This window comes from Sulfurimonas sp., from assembly GCF_026991475.1.
In the GTDB taxonomy this organism is placed as follows: Bacteria; Campylobacterota; Campylobacteria; order Campylobacterales; family Sulfurimonadaceae; genus Sulfurimonas.
Map to the genome: position 1 here is coordinate 26,206 of NZ_JALXBK010000094.1, position 18,872 is coordinate 45,077.

The 18,872-nt window shown below is 35.5% G+C and carries 20 protein-coding genes; 4 read left to right on the forward strand and 16 right to left on the reverse strand.

Annotated features, from left to right (window positions below):
* Position 1 precedes the first annotated feature (1 nt).
* Together MV589_RS07855 and MV589_RS07860 are read right to left on the reverse strand one after the other, a co-directional pair.
* On the reverse strand, positions 2-1,804 hold the full coding sequence (locus tag MV589_RS07855) for a hypothetical protein (RefSeq protein ID WP_297433618.1): 1,803 nt from the start codon (positions 1,802-1,804) through the stop codon (positions 2-4).
* A 112-nt stretch (positions 1,805-1,916) separates the two neighbouring features.
* The gene (locus MV589_RS07860) at positions 1,917-3,125 is read right to left on the reverse strand and encodes a BaiN/RdsA family NAD(P)/FAD-dependent oxidoreductase (protein WP_367271584.1); all 1,209 of its coding nucleotides are present in this window, start codon (positions 3,123-3,125) and stop codon (positions 1,917-1,919) included.
* Here MV589_RS07860 and rimO point away from each other — a divergent pair.
* Both rimO and tilS read left to right on the forward strand, forming a co-directional pair.
* Entirely contained in the window at positions 3,108-4,427 is a 1,320-nt protein-coding gene (gene rimO, locus MV589_RS07865) for a 30S ribosomal protein S12 methylthiotransferase RimO (protein ID WP_297433620.1), read from the forward strand. The genes MV589_RS07860 and rimO overlap by 18 nt on opposite strands.
* On the forward strand, positions 4,414-5,400 hold the full coding sequence (tilS, locus tag MV589_RS07870) for a tRNA lysidine(34) synthetase TilS (RefSeq protein WP_297433622.1): 987 nt from the start codon (positions 4,414-4,416) through the stop codon (positions 5,398-5,400). The genes rimO and tilS overlap by 14 nt, the downstream gene beginning before the upstream one ends.
* Here the strand turns inward: tilS and MV589_RS07875 are convergent.
* From MV589_RS07875 to MV589_RS07910, 8 genes are read right to left on the reverse strand one after another with little or no spacing between them, the layout of a single operon-like run.
* Entirely contained in the window at positions 5,346-5,903 is a 558-nt protein-coding gene (locus MV589_RS07875; protein WP_297433624.1) for a hypothetical protein, read from the reverse strand. The genes tilS and MV589_RS07875 overlap by 55 nt on opposite strands.
* On the reverse strand, positions 5,893-6,429 hold the full coding sequence (locus MV589_RS07880; protein WP_297433626.1) for a hypothetical protein: 537 nt from the start codon (positions 6,427-6,429) through the stop codon (positions 5,893-5,895). Before MV589_RS07880 ends, MV589_RS07875 begins: the two co-directional genes overlap by 11 nt.
* Positions 6,426-7,448 carry a DUF8341 domain-containing protein gene (locus MV589_RS07885; RefSeq protein WP_297433628.1) on the reverse strand — a complete coding sequence of 341 codons (1,023 nt, stop codon included), beginning with the start codon at positions 7,446-7,448 and terminating at the stop codon, positions 6,426-6,428. The genes MV589_RS07880 and MV589_RS07885 overlap by 4 nt, the downstream gene beginning before the upstream one ends.
* Positions 7,448-8,284, reverse strand: coding sequence for a tyrosine-type recombinase/integrase (locus MV589_RS07890; protein ID WP_297433630.1), 837 nt, complete (start codon positions 8,282-8,284; stop codon positions 7,448-7,450). Before MV589_RS07890 ends, MV589_RS07885 begins: the two co-directional genes overlap by 1 nt.
* Complete coding sequence (locus MV589_RS07895) at positions 8,265-8,720, reverse strand: hypothetical protein (protein ID WP_297433632.1); 456 nt, start codon at positions 8,718-8,720, stop codon at positions 8,265-8,267. Before MV589_RS07895 ends, MV589_RS07890 begins: the two co-directional genes overlap by 20 nt.
* A complete protein-coding gene (locus MV589_RS07900; RefSeq protein ID WP_297433633.1) occupies positions 8,713-9,333 on the reverse strand; it encodes a lysophospholipid acyltransferase family protein in 621 nt (206 codons plus the stop codon). Before MV589_RS07900 ends, MV589_RS07895 begins: the two co-directional genes overlap by 8 nt.
* Complete coding sequence (gene miaB / locus MV589_RS07905) at positions 9,326-10,630, reverse strand: tRNA (N6-isopentenyl adenosine(37)-C2)-methylthiotransferase MiaB (protein ID WP_297433635.1); 1,305 nt, start codon at positions 10,628-10,630, stop codon at positions 9,326-9,328. The genes MV589_RS07900 and miaB overlap by 8 nt, the downstream gene beginning before the upstream one ends.
* Positions 10,631-10,639: 9 nt before the next feature.
* Complete coding sequence (locus MV589_RS07910) at positions 10,640-10,885, reverse strand: HP0268 family nuclease (protein ID WP_297433637.1); 246 nt, start codon at positions 10,883-10,885, stop codon at positions 10,640-10,642.
* 180 nt (positions 10,886-11,065) lie between these two features.
* On the opposite strand from MV589_RS07910, the gene nusA reads away from it, so the two are divergent.
* A complete protein-coding gene (gene nusA, locus MV589_RS07915; protein WP_297433639.1) occupies positions 11,066-12,199 on the forward strand; it encodes a transcription termination factor NusA in 1,134 nt (377 codons plus the stop codon).
* 21 nt (positions 12,200-12,220) lie between these two features.
* Here nusA and MV589_RS07920 read toward each other — a convergent pair whose 3' ends face one another.
* On the reverse strand, positions 12,221-13,180 hold the full coding sequence (locus MV589_RS07920; RefSeq protein ID WP_297433641.1) for an ABC transporter permease: 960 nt from the start codon (positions 13,178-13,180) through the stop codon (positions 12,221-12,223).
* A gap of 84 nt (positions 13,181-13,264) precedes the next feature.
* Positions 13,265-14,605 carry a hypothetical protein gene (locus tag MV589_RS07925; protein WP_297433643.1) on the reverse strand — a complete coding sequence of 447 codons (1,341 nt, stop codon included), beginning with the start codon at positions 14,603-14,605 and terminating at the stop codon, positions 13,265-13,267.
* 108 nt (positions 14,606-14,713) lie between these two features.
* Between MV589_RS07925 and MV589_RS07930 the strand changes: the two genes are divergently transcribed.
* Positions 14,714-15,019 (forward strand): hypothetical protein, encoded by a 306-nt coding sequence (locus MV589_RS07930; RefSeq protein ID WP_297433645.1) that lies wholly within the window; start codon positions 14,714-14,716, stop codon positions 15,017-15,019.
* 18 nt (positions 15,020-15,037) lie between these two features.
* On the opposite strand, the gene fabI is transcribed toward MV589_RS07930, so the two are convergent.
* Genes fabI through gap form a run of 4 tightly spaced genes read right to left on the reverse strand, consistent with a single transcriptional unit; the run spans position 15,038 to position 18,813 of the window.
* A complete protein-coding gene (gene fabI, locus MV589_RS07935) occupies positions 15,038-15,859 on the reverse strand; it encodes an enoyl-ACP reductase FabI (protein ID WP_297433647.1) in 822 nt (273 codons plus the stop codon).
* Between the two features lie 12 nt (positions 15,860-15,871).
* Positions 15,872-16,582 (reverse strand): triose-phosphate isomerase, encoded by a 711-nt coding sequence (locus MV589_RS07940; RefSeq protein WP_297433649.1) that lies wholly within the window; start codon positions 16,580-16,582, stop codon positions 15,872-15,874.
* A 2-nt stretch (positions 16,583-16,584) separates the two neighbouring features.
* Positions 16,585-17,796 (reverse strand): phosphoglycerate kinase, encoded by a 1,212-nt coding sequence (locus MV589_RS07945; protein ID WP_297433651.1) that lies wholly within the window; start codon positions 17,794-17,796, stop codon positions 16,585-16,587.
* A 9-nt stretch (positions 17,797-17,805) separates the two neighbouring features.
* Complete coding sequence (gene gap, locus MV589_RS07950; RefSeq protein WP_297433653.1) at positions 17,806-18,813, reverse strand: type I glyceraldehyde-3-phosphate dehydrogenase; 1,008 nt, start codon at positions 18,811-18,813, stop codon at positions 17,806-17,808.
* Positions 18,814-18,872: the final 59 nt, after the last annotated feature.

An 18,872-nucleotide genomic window follows, 5' to 3' on the forward strand; every position in this document is an offset into this window, starting at 1 on the left:
TTTAAAATTCGTCTACAACAATAATATCTGTAATTGTTATACTACCCGCTTTTTTTTGTGTTTCATTTACATCTTCCAATTCAACATAGGCACCACCATGTCGACTAAGTGCAAGGTTATCACAAGTACCAACTTGTCCATGAAATATAGCTTTTTTATATACAATATTATCAGTCGTAACTATCTCTGCCCTGAAGTTACCATTTCTATACCATTCAGAAGTATTTTTCAATGAAATAGGAATGAAGTATGTTGCATCAGTAGTTCCAGCAGGAATACTTTTTGTTATATCTTTAAATCCCATACCACGCAATAATATCTTACGCGCTTCTCCAACTCTTGTATCTTTCCCATTAGCAGAACCTATTAAATTTATCCAAAATATAACTGACTTACCAGTAAGATAATAATCATATTCCATATCCAAAACTGTACTTGCATTCTCATCTAAAATATAATTATTATTTTTTGGATAAACATTACCTACCCATTCTTCCCCAAATTGACAAGTATCTTGTCTATAGTTATTTCCCACTGCAAAACCTAATTTTGACACATTCTTTCCATAATAATTTTCAATTAATAGTAGGTCAGTATCACCATTACTACTTTTGTTAATATCCCATTTTCCTGAAGCATCATAGGTATATCCATTTCCAAATGTTACCAAATAATCATGTTCAGGATCCACATTTGAAAAAAAGTTTTCGGAGGTATGAAATATATCATTTGGCGTTGCATTTTCAATACTTCCGCCTCTTGGTGGAATAGAGTAAAGATAATTCATACTGTTAGTTGCTGTCGATGCACCACTTTGGACATAGCCTGTAATCATACCTGTAGAAATAGTAGGTTTTGTATTAATAAGATTACTATATTTATCTGTTGCTGTAAGTACCCAATGATCAATAAATTTAGCATGTTCCTTATCTTGTGATGTACCTGCATATGAAAGACTAAACGCAGTTGGTGGACCTGACAAAACAACCACACTATATATTTTAATAAGATCTTTTTCCTCGTGATTAGCATCGAAAAAGTGAGCTTCTACCTTTAATGGAATAAGACCAGATTTTGTATTAGTATTCACGTTAACTGTAATTCTATTTTTATCTGTTACAGTGAGTGTACTTAAATTTTCATTTCCATAACTATCTGAAAGTGTTGCTAGACCAGGGTTTAAAGAGCTAACTGTTAATGAAATTATATCATCGTCAGCAACTTTATTGTTATTTGAATCTTCTACATTATAAGATATAGCCTTTGTTGCGTTTAAAGCCAACTTAACATTTTCACCATTACTAGAAACAAGCTTATAACTTGAAACTATTGTCTGATTTGTTTCAGGGACAATTGACATCGTATACTGTTTAATATTAGATGGGTCAGAATCATGATAAAAGCCAAAATAGATATTAGATGTATCAGCACTTAAATCTTTTGGAGCAGTATATGTAAAAGTTGCAACACCATTAGTCAATTTTGATGCATATTTATCAAACGTACCGACATCTCTGCCTTGTCGTACATCTGGAGAATTTATAAGTTTTACTTCTCCTTCGGAGTAGGGGTTATTTGCACTATCAAACACACGTACATCAATAGTAACAACCTGACTATTTGTAGTAAGAACTGTACTTGAAACTGGTAAGACAACTGTCACTGCAGGGTTTGTAACATTACTCTCCACAACATTTTCGTTACTATTCGCACCACTATTTGGAGTGTCACTATTATTTCCTTGACACCCACTCAACATTAGTAGAGTAACCAGTGCTACAACCGTTAATCTTAGTAAATTCATATACCTTCCCCTTTTTTACAATCACAATTAAGAAATACTACTATTGTACTTGAATATTTATAAATTACAAATTAAAACCATTAAAGTTAAATCGACCAATGGAGCTATTAATTTAATTTATAGATTTAGCACAACAGTATCCACTCGAAAATGCCCACTGAAAATTATATCCACCAAGCTCACCTGTCACATCTACAACTTCCCCTATGAAGTAAAGATTTTTTACTTTTTTTGCCTCAAGCGTTGCAAAATCCAACTCCTCTGCTAAAACACCGCCACGGCTCACTTCTGCCTTTGTAAAGCCAAAGTTTCCAGCAGGAGCAAAGGTATAATTATGCAGATTATTCAGTAAAGCTTTTTCCTCTTTTGTAAGTTTATTGCACTCTTTATCTTTGCACCCTACTGCGTTTAGAAGTGCTTTTGCAAGTCGCTTCGGCAGAGGCAATACAGAGCTTATAAGCTTTTTACTTGCCTTTGTAAGCTCTAGGACGCTCTTATTTGGTAAAAAATCTATGCTTATCTCCCCTTTTTTCCAGTAAAGTGAAGCCGAAAGCACAGCAGGACCGCTTATGCCTTTATGAGCAAAGAGCATCTCCTCATCTATTACTCTATCTTCTACTTTTATCTGCACATAACAGCTCAAACCACTCAGTTCTTTCATCCAAAACTGCTCTTTTTGCAGCGTGAGTCCCACAAGTGCAGGGGTAAACTCTTTAACATTGAGTCCAAAACTTTTTGCTATTTCAAGTCCAATACGGCTTGCACCTATACTTTTAAAACTCTCTCCACCTGTTGCCACAACTACTTTTTTCGCCTGCATAGCTCCTTTATCAGTTGCAACAGTAAAAATATCATTATCTTTTCTCACAGAGATTACTTTATGGTTTAAGATGAGTTCAGAGTGTTTCGCACTGCGTTTAAGTAGCTCTATAATATCATCCGCACTGTGTTTACAGAAGTAGTATCGCCCCTTTCGCAGCTCCAATTCTACTCGGTTTCTCTCCAACCACTCAAGCAGCTTATCGCGTGAAAACTTTTTCAATACTTTTGCTATAAGCTCGCTCTCACCATCAAAATTCTCCAACTTTACACTTGCATTTGTGATGTTACACTTTCCACCACCAGAGATCTTAAGCTTTTTTGCAGGCTTTTCATTCACATCAATAATGGCTACACTCTTTTTTTTACTCAAATTTGCAGCACACATCAAGCCTGAAGCCCCTGCTCCCAAAATAATTATGTCATATATTTTCATAACGACATTATACGCTATAATTACAAAAACATTTAAAGAAGAAAAACTATGAGCAACAAACTCCATATAGTCTCACTCGGCTGTACAAAAAATCTGGTAGATACTGAAGTGATGATGGGCAGACTAAAAAACTTTGAACTCACTGACAACAACGAAGATGCGGATGTTATCATCGTAAACACCTGCGGATTTATTGATGCAGCAAAAGAGGAGTCTCTTAACACTGTTCTCTCTTTGCATGAAGCACGAAAAGAGGACTCTTTGCTTGTGATGGCGGGATGTCTGAGTGAGCGTTATCAAGAGGAGCTTATGGAGCAGATTCCAGAAGTAGACATCTTTACAGGCGTGGGTGATTATGAGAGAATAGATGAACTATTACAAGAAAAAAAGAGCCGTTTTTCTGATGAAGTTTACCTCATAGATGGGGCAGAGCGTGTTGTTACCGGTTCAACTTATCACGCCTACATTAAACTGAGTGAGGGGTGTAACCAGACTTGTAGCTTTTGTGCCATTCCATCATTTAAAGGAAAACTCCACTCGCGTAATTTAGACTCCATCGCAAAAGAGGTCGAATCACTCGTAGCAAAAGGCTACTGGGACTTCTCTTTTGTTTCTCAAGACTCCTCTTCATTTCTTCGTGACCAAAATGTCAAAGATGGTCTAAGTCTTTTAATGCAACGAATAGAGCTCATTGAAGGTGTAAAATCAGCAAGGATTCTCTACCTATACCCATCTACGACAACTATGTCGCTGCTTAAAAACATTGCAAAAAGTAAAATCTTTCACAACTATTTTGATATGCCTATACAACATGTCAATGATGATATGCTGCGTATTATGAAGCGTGGATTTGGTAAAGAGAAGACTTTGGAGTTATTGGACTTTATGCGTTCACTTCCAAACTCATTTGTGCGTACAAGTTTCATAGTAGGGCATCCACATGAAACGCAGGAGATGTTTGATGAGATGTGTGAATTTGCCGCAAACTTTGGCTTTGACCGTGTCAATGTTTTTGCATACTCCGATGAAGAGACAACTTCTGCTTATGAAATGGAAAATAAAATCTCCGATGAAGTAAAAGCGGAGCGTGCAGAAATTTTAGGAAATATCGTTGCTGAGGCTACAAAAAAATCACTCCAAAAAGAGGTAGGTCAAATGCGCCAAATAGTCATAGATGGTGAAAGTGATGAGCATGAGTATCTCTTGAGTGCAAGAGAGTTGCTGTGGGCACCAGAAATAGACGGCGAAATCTATGTAAATGACAGAAGTGTAGATACAGATTTAGAGTTTGGTAAAATCTATAACGCAAAAATCACGGAGCTTGTAGGTAACATCCTTACAGCGACTGTTGATAATGTTGCAGAATAAAGAAGCACTCAAACGCAGTAAAAATCTTCTGGCATTCTCTGCCGGAGGAGACTCCACCGCCCTATTTTTTCTTCTACTTGAAAATAACATCTCCTTTGACATTGCCATCATTGATTATGGGCTGCGTTTGCAAAGTAAAGAAGAAGTCGCTTATGCTAAAGAGCTTGCAAAAAAGTACGATTTGAAATGTTTTGTACATAATGCCGAAAATATAGAGTCAAACTTTGAAGCAAATGCCCGCAAGGTGCGCTACGACTTTTTTGAAAAACTTATACAAGAACACAACTACACTGCTCTGCTCACCGCACACCACTTAGGCGATAGATTTGAGTGGATGTTGATGCAGTTTTGTAAAGGTGCAGGTTGTGCAGAACTCACAGGAATGCAGAGCATTGCTAAACGCAGCAGTTATACGCTTTATCGTCCACTGCTGCAAGTTGATAAATCTGACCTCTTAGAGTATCTGCATAAAAAAAATATACAATATTTTGAAGATGAGAGCAACAGCGATGCAAAGTACAAACGCAATAGCTTCCGTAAACTCCATACAACACCACTTTTAGCAGAGTATAAAGAGGGAATTAAACGCAGTTTTGCTTATATGGATGAAGATGTTGCAACACTCATCCAAACGCAGGAGATACACACCTGCAATCAGCTTACCTATTTTCAAACTACCCACTCCAAACGCAACGATATTTATACTATAGATAAATACCTTAAATCACAAGGGCATATCATTACAGCTGCAGAACGACTACTCTTAAAAGAGGAGAGTTCTCTTGTTATAGGACGTAAATATGTTGTTGTGTTTTACAAGGAGTTTGTGTTTATTGCGCCCTTTGTAAAAAATGAGAAAATGGATAAAAAATTCAAAGAGCAGATGCGTATTTTAAAAATAGATCCAAAACTCAGAGGCTATTTGGCTTTTGATACAGAGGCAGTTGCATTGGTATCTTCTTTATTGCAATAAACTTTCATTGTAAATGAAGAGGCTATAGAATCCCCTTTGCGTTTAAATGTAATAGGAAAATTAACGCCTATTATCCAGTCACTTTTATTAATAGCATCTAAGAAATTATAGAAATTTTTAGGAGAAGCTATACTTGAAGTTGTATTAACCTCATAAACATCAAACCCATCCTCTTGACCTGACTTTGAAATTTTTGCAAGATGCAGAGATGAGAAGTAATTTTTATGCTCTTTTTGAAATCTTTTTGCATCAAACTTATTCTCAAACGCAGTAATAATATGTCTATTTTTACTCTGCAAGTTTTTCAAGGTATCATAAACCTTATCATGATAATTTTGATATTTTTGTAACTTAGCACTACTTTTTTGAAGCTCCATGCGCTCCTCTCTATACTGCTTCCCTTTTGGAATAAGAACAAGAAAAGAAAAAAGTAACACGAATAAAAAAAGAAACAATGATGAGAGTAAAATATAGAGATAATGGCGAGAGATATTAATTTTCATCAGAACCCACCTCACTACTAAAATCATCTTTCATATAGTTTGTAGAGACAAAACGCAACCAACCATTTTTTGTAGGATAAAAACTACTGTAAGTCTCTTGAAATATTGAACGTAGTGGTGCTTGAAGCATAAAATTATAAACATCTTTATTAGGTGTTATTCCATATAAAATAAGTCCATTTTTTAGGAGTTTTGCTTGAGAGAGCGTAATTCTTTGTGGTACAAGGTCAAACAGGTTTGCTATTGAATCTTTTAAAACGCTATTTTGTGTATAAATTTTCATTCCCAATGCCTCTTGCCTTTGAACAAATGCTATCTTCTTTTTCATATCAACAATACTTTTTTTAAGTTCCACCTGTGTTGATAAAATATGATTTTTATCTTTTTGAAAATTATAATCTTTATAAAGAAGAAAAATATATGTTGTAAATAGCATAATAATTGTGATAGAAAAAAATGCAATTACAAGCTGTACTTCTTCTGTAAAAGGCGTTTTTTTGCGTGCTTGTATGTAGCTGTATTTCATAATTTTAACTCTCTTTTTGCAAGCTCACACAGCTCAAGAGCCAAGTCTGTTCGTCGTATATAGACATTAAAAAACATCTCCTCTTCAAGATACTTTTTAAAATCATTAGTCACTCCAACGGAATCAGCTACATAGACATTTTCTACAAACCTGCTCTCAAAGCGTGCATCTTTATAAAATTGTCCCACAGAACCTTGAATAAGTGTAAAACGCTGATAATCTTCATTAAACTTATTATCATCGGCCTCTTCAAGAGCATCAGTCGACTCTAGCAACTCTTCTTCTATATCTTTAGAGTCTGAAAATTCATCTATATCCTCTAAAGAATCTAAATCTTCAATATTTGCAAAATCTTCCAACTCTGCATTTTCGTCATCTATTGCAGATATATCATCAAGCTCGATAGCTCCATCATCAGCTAAAAGCAGATCACTATTTTCGTGTTCCTCTTCCAAACTAATTCCATCAAAATCATCTTTTGTCATCATATCTAAATGATGTGCGTAAAGAAGTTGAGAATTTTCAAAAATAGCTAAAGATAAAAAATTTTCTTGAACGAGAATATACATTGCTAATTTACTATCTATTTTATCTTTAAAAAAATAAGCTAAAAGAGTAAAAGGTGAAAAAATATAATCAACACCTACAGCAGCATAGCGTTTTTTAATCACTAAAAGATTCTCTTTTTCAGTATAGTATGCCCAGTTGTTCGTACATTTATACTCGCCATTATCAATGTTTGCGTAAAATTTCATTCTCTCTTTTGAGCAGGTAGGTAGAGCGCCTTGTGAGTGTGACATATCTAAAACAGAAATATATGAGTAAGGAGATTCAGAAGTATGAGCAGTTATAAATTCATACATATTTTCATCACATTCCAGAGTTTCAAACTCCTTTTCAAGACTACTTAAAAGACCCTTCCTTGAATGTTTTTCAATATATACAACAGTACTAAAACGTTTTGGGACAATATTTACAAATATCTTTAAATATATAGCTTCAAATATTTTGCCAAGCACTACTTCTCTCCGCCACAAAGAGGATGTGCTTTGTTATAATTTTGTTGTTTCAATGCACTACCTAATTTTGTATATATTTGTGTTGTTGCCATAGATGAATGACCCAACAATTCACTGACATCTGTTATGGGCGCTCCACCATTTAGAAGTGAAGTTGCATAAGAGTGGCGCAACTGGTGAGGTGTTACCTGCAAGCCAATGCGCCTAAAGACTTTAGTAATCACATATCTTAAACTATTTTCGCTTAATTTTTCGCCTTTTTTCTCAAAAAGAAATCTTTTTGGAGAATAAACGGCCAAATACTCATCAAGAATCTTTTTTGTGGAGGGTAACATTGGTATATCTCGTTGTTTATTTCCTTTACCTGTCACTCTTAGCCACTCCAAAGAAATATCTTGCAACGCGATATGAGAAAGTTCAGAAATACGCAGACCAAAAGTATAAAGCATCAAAACAACAACCCGTTCAAATAAATCAGCCTCTTGCAAAGCCTCTAAAATATGTTCATGTGAAATAGGCTTAGGCAGTGTTTTGGCTACTTTTATACTGGCATCGCCTTTAAGTAAAATCCTCATACCATTCTCATTAAGATATGTTGTAAAACTGCGTACTGCACTCAATTTTTTACTGATTGTTTTAGCATTTAATGCTGCTATGTGATGTCTATAGGGCATAAGATTAAATATTTCGCGTCCATCCTCTTCTGCTATTTCTATAAAGGTAAATGCTTCACGGAGTGCTTCATCATAACTTTTAAGTGTCAAATCAGAATAACCTCTCACATCTTTGAGATAATCCAAAAAATCTACTCTTTTATTATCTATTAACTTTCTCAAGCAATTTCTCAAAATTATCATGATATTTTCGTGCTTCATTAACCAAAGATTTATTGGTCATAACACTCGGAGCTAATTTCGTATAAGAGTCCACTACTATCTCACTCATCATCTTTATTTTTGCTCTATCAGCATCTGAAATAGTTGTTTTATTGGCAATCTCATTAATATCAAGCATATATTTTTTTGCCTCATCAATATACTTCACATATTTAAGAGCGGTTTTTGACTGTGCCATTACTGTAGCTGCCATTCGATTGTACAAATCCATAGAAAAAGCTTCATTTGCACTCTTATATGCTTTATTATATTGACCAGTTTCATAGTAGTATTTTGCTTCAAGAGATTTTTCATAAGAGGGATGAGATAGAAAGTAAATAACCATTATAAGAACAAGGATTAACGCAGTAATTGGAAAAAAGTATTTACTATTCATGAGCCAACAATCCTTTTTGTATCATTTCTCGTGCAACATCGAGTTCCATAGAACTCACATCGAGTTCTGATGAAGCATAATAGTGCAAAACTCCAAATGGTTTGGGAATTATAAATTTATCCCAAGAGTGTAACTGCCAAAATTTTGTTGGTTTTATCTCAACTAAGACTATTTTAGCACCCGCTTTTTGCGCCATTACTATTATACCATCTGCAACTTCATGGCGAGGTCCTTTTGGTCCATCGGGTGTAATTCCAATGTCGTACCCCTCTTTTATAGTCTTAATTGCTTGAATAAGAACCCTTGCTGCGTTTCGATTAGTAGAACCCGCTAAAGTACCAAGTCCAAAATACTTAATGGTACGTGAAATAAGTTCTCCATCAAAATGGTTAGAAATAAGTACTTTTGCATGCGGTTTTTGTCTGTAATGTTTGTAAAGATAAGGAAGCATTAAAAGCTCTCCATGCCAACAGGCAAAAATAACACTCTCATCAGTTATTTTTTGCGGTGCATGAAAAACTTTTTTGTTTGTGTAGTAAAGAAAGCGTATCAGCAAAGAGCCAATAAAAGGGACAAATATAAGAGCAAGAGCGCGGCTGACTTTTTTAAGCAACTACTTCGCCTGTTAAAATTGTTCTGCCAATAGCAGTGACTTTAACATCTCTAAATTCTCCTAAAAGTTCTTCTGAACCTTTTACTTTTAAGACAAGATTATTATCACTTCGACCAGCGACATAGCCATCTCTATGTAAATCTTCAAAATATACTCGGTAAACATTCCCCATAAGTGTTGCGTTTTTCTCGTCCATAATCTCATTATGGAGTGACTGCAGGTAGCTAAGTCTATCAGATGCGACTTCTTCATCTACAACATTTGTAAAGTGTTGTGCTTCTGTCTCAGGACGAGGAGAGTATTTAAAAGAGAAAATTTGGTCAAACTTCACCTGTTTCATAACATCAATGGTCTCAGCAAAGTCTGCATCACTCTCACCTGGAAATGCGACGATGATGTCTGTTGAAATACTTACCTCAGGACAGACTGAACGCAGTTTTGCAACACGATTTAAAAACCACTCTTTTGTATAACCACGTTTCATCTCTTTAAGCACTTTTGTAGAGCCACTTTGTAGCGGCATATGCATAGACTTACAGATTTTTGGATTGTGTGCAAACTCTTCAATAAACTCATCATCCATATGAAAAGGATGTGGAGAGGTAAAACGAATTCGTTCTAAGCCTTCAATCTTTGAAAGACGACGCAATAACTCTGTAAAGTTCACCTTTTCATGTTTATCTGATGAGAAACGGCGACCGTAATTATTGACATTTTGTCCAAGTAAAAAGAGCTCTTTTGCACCCTTGCCAACAGCTCTTTTTGCTTCATTAATAATCAAATCATCAGGAATGGAAATCTCATCCCCTCGTGTCTTTGGAACAATACAAAATGTACACTTTTTATCACATCCAATAGAGATATTTATAAAAGCTTTATATGCAGATGAGCGAAAATCATCAAAAGCAAATTCACTCTCATCATAGTTTATATCTATCTCTACTGCTTTATCTTTATGTAAAACTTCACTAATTTTAGAGACATTTCTTGCACCTAATACAAAGTTTACATAAGGAGCGCGTTTAATAATCTCTTCACCAAGATGTGAAGCTGTACAACCACATACACCAATCTTAGCCGATGGTTTTTTCTTTTTGTTAAAGCCGCCAAGCTCTGAGAAGAGCTTATGCACGGGGCGTTCTCTTACTGAGCAGGTATTTATCAAAATAAGGTCGGCTTCTTCTAGTGTCTGAGTTGTTTCATAGCCCTCTTTTTCACGAAGCTGTGCTATCATATGCTCAGAATCACGACTATTCATAGCACACCCTAAAGTTTCAATAAATAACTTTTTACTCATAACTTCTCTTTAGCTCATTATGTGAACTTGGTACATATAGTCATTATCGGCTAGTCCGTACTTCACTTCACTCATATAAAAACTTTTACCCATAGCTTCATAATGATCTTGCAAAGCAAGCAGATCTTTATGTGAATTATCTTTATCAAAATAAAATATTATACTATCGTTTTTTTCTACTTCTGCATCTAGCTTGCTCAAGTCAACCTTTTTAGGTTTTGCATCTAAATCAGTTCTGGCAAATTTTAAATCCATTTCATTTCCTCATTTAATATATTAAAAGTCTTGCATTATAGTAAAAAACTAATAAAAATAGGGTTAAAGAGCTACTCTATATTTTTATCACTTTTTTAGGTATAATTACACACTTCGTAAGAAATCCCCACAACATTATTATCATTGTCAGATTTCTTCAAAAAAAGGAAACTATACATTATGGAAAAAATTTTAGATATTGCTGAAGCAATTGGACATGAAAAAGGTCTACAACCAGAAAAAGTGATGGAAGCACTTAAAGTTGCGTTTGTACAGACTGCAAAAAGAGTTATTGGACACAACCTCGCTTTTGAGGCCTATGTTGATGAAGATACAAAAAATCTTAAAATCGTTCAGACGATTACAGTCGTAGCAGATGATGATGCAAAACTTGAAGATGAAGAGCTAGCTCCTGCATATATCTCTATTACAGAAGCTAGAGAGTATGATGATCAGGTAGAGCTTGGAGATCAGCTTCAAATTGATCATGATTTAGAAGATTATGGACGTACTGCAGCTTCTGGTTTGCACCGTGAAATTGAGTACCATATTCAACGTCTTGTTGAAGATGAAATATTCAACAAATACAAATCAAAAATAGGCACACTTGTAAGTGGACGAGTAACACGTGTGGATTCTAAAAACAACACTTATATAGAAGTTGATGAAATTCGTGCTGTACTACCGATGAAGAGTCGTATAAAAGGTGAAATTTTTGAAGTTGGTGACCATATTAAGGCAGTAGTTCGCCGTGTCAATATGGACAAAGAGAATGGTATGCAAATAGAACTCTCCAGAACTTCTCCTAAATTTTTAGAAGCACTTTTAGCACTTGAAGTACCTGAAATAGCAGAGGGTTCTGTTATCATCGAAAAAGCAGCACGTATTCCAGGCGAGCGTGCAAAAATTGCCCTCCTGAGCACACATCCTCAAGTTGATGCAGTTGGTGCTACTGTTGGTGTAAAAGGTGTACGTATAAACGCAGTGAGTGAAGAGCTAATAGGCGAAAACATCGACTGTATTGAATACACAAATATTCCTGAACTTTTTGTCTCACGTACCATGAGTCCTGCCATTATCTCTCATGTAGAGATTGTAAAAAATGAAGAGGGTGAAAATGAAAAAGCCATCATTACCCTTCCAGCAGACCAAAAGTCAAAAGCAATTGGAAAAAGTGGTATAAATATTCGTCTTGCATCTATGCTAACAGGAATGCAGATAGAGCTTGTAGAAAATGACTCTGTAACAAATGAAGATGGTGAGATTCAAGAGAAAAAAGATGGTGTTGATGCACTAGAGGCACTCTTTAATTAATTCATTTATTAAAACAAATCCTTATGCGCGATTAGCATAAGGATTTAATTTTAATAGTATCAAATCTGCTATAATATTTCCAAGCAGTGTTAATAATGCAGTAATCATTAAAATCCCCATAATTATTGGGTAATCTCTACTTAGGGCGCTCATATAAAAGAGTTGTCCCATCCCCTCAATGCTAAAAATAGACTCTAAAATAACACTCCCACCTATAAGACCTGGCAAAGAGAGTCCTAGTAGCGTAATAATTGGCGGCATTAGATTTGGTAAGATGTAAAAACGCAATAGCTGCGTTTGCGTCACTCCGCGAGAGCGTGCAAAGAAATAGTAATCGCTCTTGAGTATCTCTAAAGTAAGAGAACGAACATAAATTATCATACTTCCAAGCCCTACAAATATCATCACACCTATTGGCAAAACCAAGTGCCATCCCATATCTAAAAGCTCAGCAAATCCCTCTTTAGGAGTCACAGAATGCAAGCCTGCAATAGGAAACCAAGAGAGCTTAATGGAAAAAAGTATGATAAAAAGAAGTGCCAAATAAAACGAGGGCATAGAAAAAGAGACCAAAGAGATTTGGCGAATAATATAATCACTCTTCTTTTCATAACTTAGTGCTGCTTTAATACCTAAATACAGAGAGAGAACAAATACCACAATCAAAGCAATAAGATTCATAGAGAGTGTAATAGGTAGCCGTTTAAGTATTTCAGCACTAACATCCTGCCCAGAGACAAAAGAGATACCAAAATTAAGTGTTACAATATTTTTTACCCACTCAATATACTGTATAAAAAGTGATTTATCTAAACCATAAACGGCTTTAAGTTTTTCTATCGCTTGAGGCGTCATATTTGGATTAAGTTGTCCTGCACCAAAAAAACTGTTAGGTGCTGCATGAATTGCCAAAAATGAGACAATAGAAATGAGTAAAAGCATAAAAAATATGTAAGAGAGTTTTTTCAAAAATGTTATCATAAAAAAATTATAGCATAAAAGAAGAGATGAGAAAGTTTATCTCCCATAAAGGGAGATAAGGTTTAGTTTGAACTTAATCAGTGACTAGAAGTTTAATTTTGCATATACTTGAACACTGTTTGTGTTATCACCATTACCAACTGTAGAGTTAATATACGCTAAAGTAGTATCAAGTGGACCAAACGATTTAGAAGCTGTCAAAGTAACTTCTTGAAGATCACCAGCATCATTTGCTGCATTATGATCAGCATTAGTATAATATGCACCTAAGTCAAAAAGACCATTTACAGGTGAAGTTACAGTTACATTATAAGCTGTAGTATCAGTTCTTGTTACAAAACCATAGTTCCACCATGCTTCAGTATAAAGTTTAGACTGTGCAGTTGATGAGTGATTTGTAACATCCGTATTTGTAGCAGTATTAAAGCCAGCAAATCCGAGTGAACCATCTTTATTAGTTTGAGAGTATGCAACGCTTGCAGCGAACATATCTTTCATACCGTAACCAAGTTTTACAGCATAAACATTATCTTCTTTACTTCCACTAGCAGCTGCAGTTACACCAGAGTATTGTGCACCAAGAGTAAGACCTTTAGCACCTAAAGAAGATGCATCCAAATCAGCTTGTAACCAGTATGCAGTTGCAACTTGTGTAACATCATAGTACCATGCTTGCGCAGTAAGTGGTTTCCAAGAGTTATTGATAACACCCGCTGCATATGCACCGTTTGTACCATAAGTAGTAAAATCACCATTTGCATTTACAACAGGAGCTACTGCTAAATTATAAGTTTTTTGTACTGCGCTTTGTGCATTTTGTCCAAAAGTTTCAGTACCATTACCATTACCAATATACGCACCTACTAAAGTAGTATCAGGAATATCTTGATTGATTAATACTGCACCCTCGAAAGTATTTTCTTCAGCAGTCCATGTTTCAGTAAATGCAAGTGGAGTATCTAAAGCCATACGACCAAGTTTAGCAGTAGTTTTACCTGCTGTTGCAGCTACCCATGCTTCTTTCATCCAACTAGCATTTTCAACTTTCGCACCACCTAGTACTTTACCATAACTAGCACCAGTTGGAGCAGTTGCAGTATGTGAACCAGCCCATACATTAGATACCAAATTGTTTTCTAAACCTAAAGTTGTAAGTACTGTATAACCAGCACCCGCACTAATAGATACTAAATCATTTTTTACTAAATCTGCACTTACATTTAAGTTTACTGCAACATCAGCTGCACTTGAGTCTTTTGAAAAAAGAGTACCACTTGTACGCCCTTTTACTGCATCATAACCAGATGCGCCATCAGTAGTATTGTAGAAAAGGTTAGCATCACCACTTACTTTTACATTTTCAAGAGCAAATGCACTTGAACCTATTAATAGTGCTGCCACTAAACTCATTTTTGTAAATTTCATATATTCTCCTTATCGTTTTACAAATTTCATCATCAGTATAGCACAGCATACTCTTGCAATTTGCTTAAATTCAGTATATTTATATAGTTTTCAGCTATAATTCTTATTATGAAACAACCTATACAACTAATTTTAACAACCATTATGCTATTTATGACAGCATGTAGTGCACCTAAGGTAACAAACTCATCACAAAGAAGTGATAAAAAGAGTGGTTTTTTACAAGAACATTTAGATAACTGGCTGCAAAAGGATTGGGAACCTGCAGTGAAAGAGAAAGATAAAGAGACTTCTGAGCGATTTAGACTACAAGACTATGTAGATAAAGCCTCTCTCTATATGAAAGCACATCCAAGTGATTACAATAATTCAAATGTAAAAAAGTTAGAGGCGCTTCCCGTTATAGGTAAGTAGATAAGTGCAAAGCACTTACTAATCTACTAAATCCCAAGCAAGAACTGTTTTACCATCTTCATTTGTCTCAGCAGCTGCCATTCCCATAATGTTATACCCTGCATCTACATAGTGAATCTCACCAGTCACACCAGAACTTAGATCACTTAAAAGATACATTGCAGAGTTTCCAACTTCATCAGTCGTTACATTTTTCTTTAGTGGTGCATTTACTTCATTCCAGTTTAGTATCTGCTTGAAGTCACCTATGCCTGCTGCTGCTAATGTTCTAATAGGTCCTGCAGAGATCGCATTTACACGCTGTCCTTTTTTACCTAAGTCCACTGCCATGTATCTTACAGTTGATTCAAGTGCTGCTTTTGCTACACCCATTACATTATAATTTACAATATATTTTGGTCCACCTAAATAAGTAAGTGTTAAAATAGAAGCATCATCACTTAAAACAGATTCTAATCTGTTTGTTAAATCAATAAGAGAGTAAACAGAGATGTCCATAGCAATTTGAAAAGCACTTTTAGTCGTTTTAATAAAAGGCTCAGAGAGTGCCTCTTTTGGAGCAAATGCAACAGAGTGTACCAAAAAGTCAATTTTTCCAAAATCTTTTTCTATTTTAGCAGCGATGCCAGCCATATGCTCTTCATTTGAAACATCTAACTCATACACATATTCACTGCCAAACTCTTTTGCTATTGGTTCGACTCTTTTTTTAAGTGCATCATTAAGATAAGTAAATGCCATCTCTGCACCTTGTGCTGCACATGCTTTTGCTATGCCATACGCTATTGATTTATTGTTTGCAAGACCTACAATAAGTCCTTTTTTTCCTTTCATTAACATCTAATTTTTCCTTTATTTAGTTTTATCAAGCTCATCGGCGTATTGAATCATTTTGCCAAAGTGTTCTGCATATAAGGCTGCACTCCCCACTAAAATACCATCAACATTTTTCACACTCAAAACATCTTTTGCATTGTTTACTTTTACACTGCCACCATAAAGCAGTGGTGCAGAAGATATTTTTTTCAACTCTGCATGAATGTCTTCAATATCTTCAAGTGTAGGTGTAAGTCCTGTGCCAATTGCCCATACAGGTTCATACGCAACAACAAGATTTTCATAATCACTGTCTATGCCTTCATATTGTTTCTTTATATATGTAAGCATTGTTTGCTTGGATGCTTCACGAATCTCTTTAGGTTCGCCCACACAAAAGACAATTTTAAAACCTTTTTCTTTAAAATAATTGAACTTTTGTACTAAAAATTCTTGACTTTCACCCAAAATATGACGGCGTTCACTATGTCCGATTAAAATCGTTTTTATACCAAATTCATCAAGTTGTTCGAGTCCTGTTTCACCTGTAAATGCTCCATTTTGTGTTGGGTATGCATTTTGAGCACCAATAGTTATGCTTTTTGTTTGGAAACTATCTAAAGATGTCATAGCAGGAAAAACCAAAACATCAGAAGATGAGACATCTGCAAATTTTTGCAACTCTTGTATATAACTGTGTGTAGCACTGCGTGTCAGGTTTGTTTTTAAATTCGCTGCTATTATCATTTCTAACTCTCTTCTTTACTTTTTTCAACCATCAAAGGTTTCACACCCGGAAGAATTTTACCCTCAAGAAGCTCCAGTGAAGCCCCTCCACCAGTTGAAATAAAACTCATCTCATCATCAACACCAACACGCTGCACTAGGTCTGCGGTATCACCACCACCAACAACTGTTGTCGCATACGAATCGGCTACAAAATGTGCTATTTTTGAGCTACCTCTTGCAAATTTGTCCATTTCATAAACACCCATTGGTCCATTCCAAAGTACTGTTTGAACATCGTTTAAGCCTTCGCGATAGAGTCTTACAGTTGCAGGTCCAATGTCAAGCCCCATCCAACCACTTGGAATCTCTTGTGCAGTTACAATCTTACTTACAGCATCTTCTGCAAACTTCTCAGCAGCAACTACATCTACAGGAAGATAGAGTTTCACACCAAGTTTTTTCGATTCATCCATGATGCTTTGTGCCTCTTGCAACAAATCATCTTCAACTAGTGATGCACCTATGTTGTAGCCCATCTGCTTTAAAAATGTAAATGCCATTCCTCCACCAATGAAGATTTTATCTACTTTTGGTAAAAGATTTACAAGTGCTTCAAGTTTTCCTGAAACCTTACTACCACCAACTATTGCAGCAAAGGGACGTACTGGGCTATTTATAAGTTTTCCAAAAAAGTTAATCTCGCGATCAAGTAAAAAGCCTGCTGCTTTATGTTCATTGTCAAAAAAGTGCGTGATACCTTCTACAGAAGCATGAGCACGGTGGCTTACACCAAAAGCATCATTAACATAAAACTCAGCCATTGATGCCAAAGTCTTTGCTAAAACAGGATCATTTTTTGTCTCACCAGCTTCAAAACGAAGGTTTTCAAGGAGTAGTACTTCTCCATCTTTAAGAGCTGCTGCTTTACTCATAGCATCTTCACCAACTACATCTTTAGCCAAAGTTACATCACGCTTTAAAAGATGTTGCAAACGACGTGCTACAGGTGCAAGTGAATACTTTTCAACCACTTCGCCCTTTGGACGACCAAGGTGAGAAGCTAAAATTACTGCACAATTTTGGTCAAGACAATAATGAATTGTTGAAATTGCTGAACGAATACGTCTATCATCTGAAATATTTCCAAACTCATCCATTGGTACATTAAAATCACATCTTATGAAAACTTTTTTACCTGCCAAATCTAACTTTTTTATATTTAATAATTCCACTATTATCCTTTAATTTTTTTTACTTATATGAATTGCCATATCAAGAAGGCGTGAAGAGTAACCCCATTCATTGTCATACCATGACATTATTTTTATCATATTTGAACCTATTACTTGAATCAAATCCTCTGCAACAATAGAGCTATAATTACATCCAACAAAGTCTTGCGAAACACGCATCTCTTTGTCTATGAGTAAAATACCTGCAAACTCACTCTCTGCTTTTTTATTAAAAAGTGCTCTAACTTCTGCTTCTGTTGTATTTTTACCGACAACAACATTCAAATCCATCATAGAGACATCAGGGGTTGGTACACGCACACTCTGTCCATGTAATTTACCTTCAAGCTGTGGCATAACGCGGTTAATGGCCTTTGCTGCACCAGTTGTTGTTGGTATCATATTTACAGCTGCCGCACGAGAACGCCTTTTATCACGGGTATGCTTTACATCGAGTAGATTTTGATCATTTGTATAGGAGTGAATGGTCGTCATTAAACCTTTTTCAATGCCAAAAGCATCATCAAGAATTTTTGCTACAGGCGCTAAACAATTTGTCGTACATGAAGCATTAGAGACAATGCTCTGCCCCGCATACTCTTGCTCATTAACACCCATTACAAATGTAGGTGTTACCTCATCTTTTGCAGGAGCAGAGAGCAAAACTTTTTTTATACCATTATCTATGTATGTTTGAGCAATTGAAGAAGTTAAAAAGAGCCCTGTACACTCAAGCACCAAATCAGCACCACACTCATAAAAGGGAAGATTTTTTGGCTGGGATTCTGAGAAAATTTTAATACTTTTTCCATCTATAGAGATGTGCTCTTCATCAATTTTAGAGACCAAAACATCAAATGTTCCATGAACAGAATCATTTTGTAAAAGATAGAGCATCATATCTATCTCTGTTAAGTCATTAATGGCAACGATTTGTACATCGTCTCGTTTCGACGCAATACGAGTAACACAACGCCCTATTCTACCAAAGCCATTAATAGCTATTTTCAATGCCATTATTTATCCTAAAAAATTTAATTGGATTATTTTATCCAAAATTAGTTATAATTCGTATT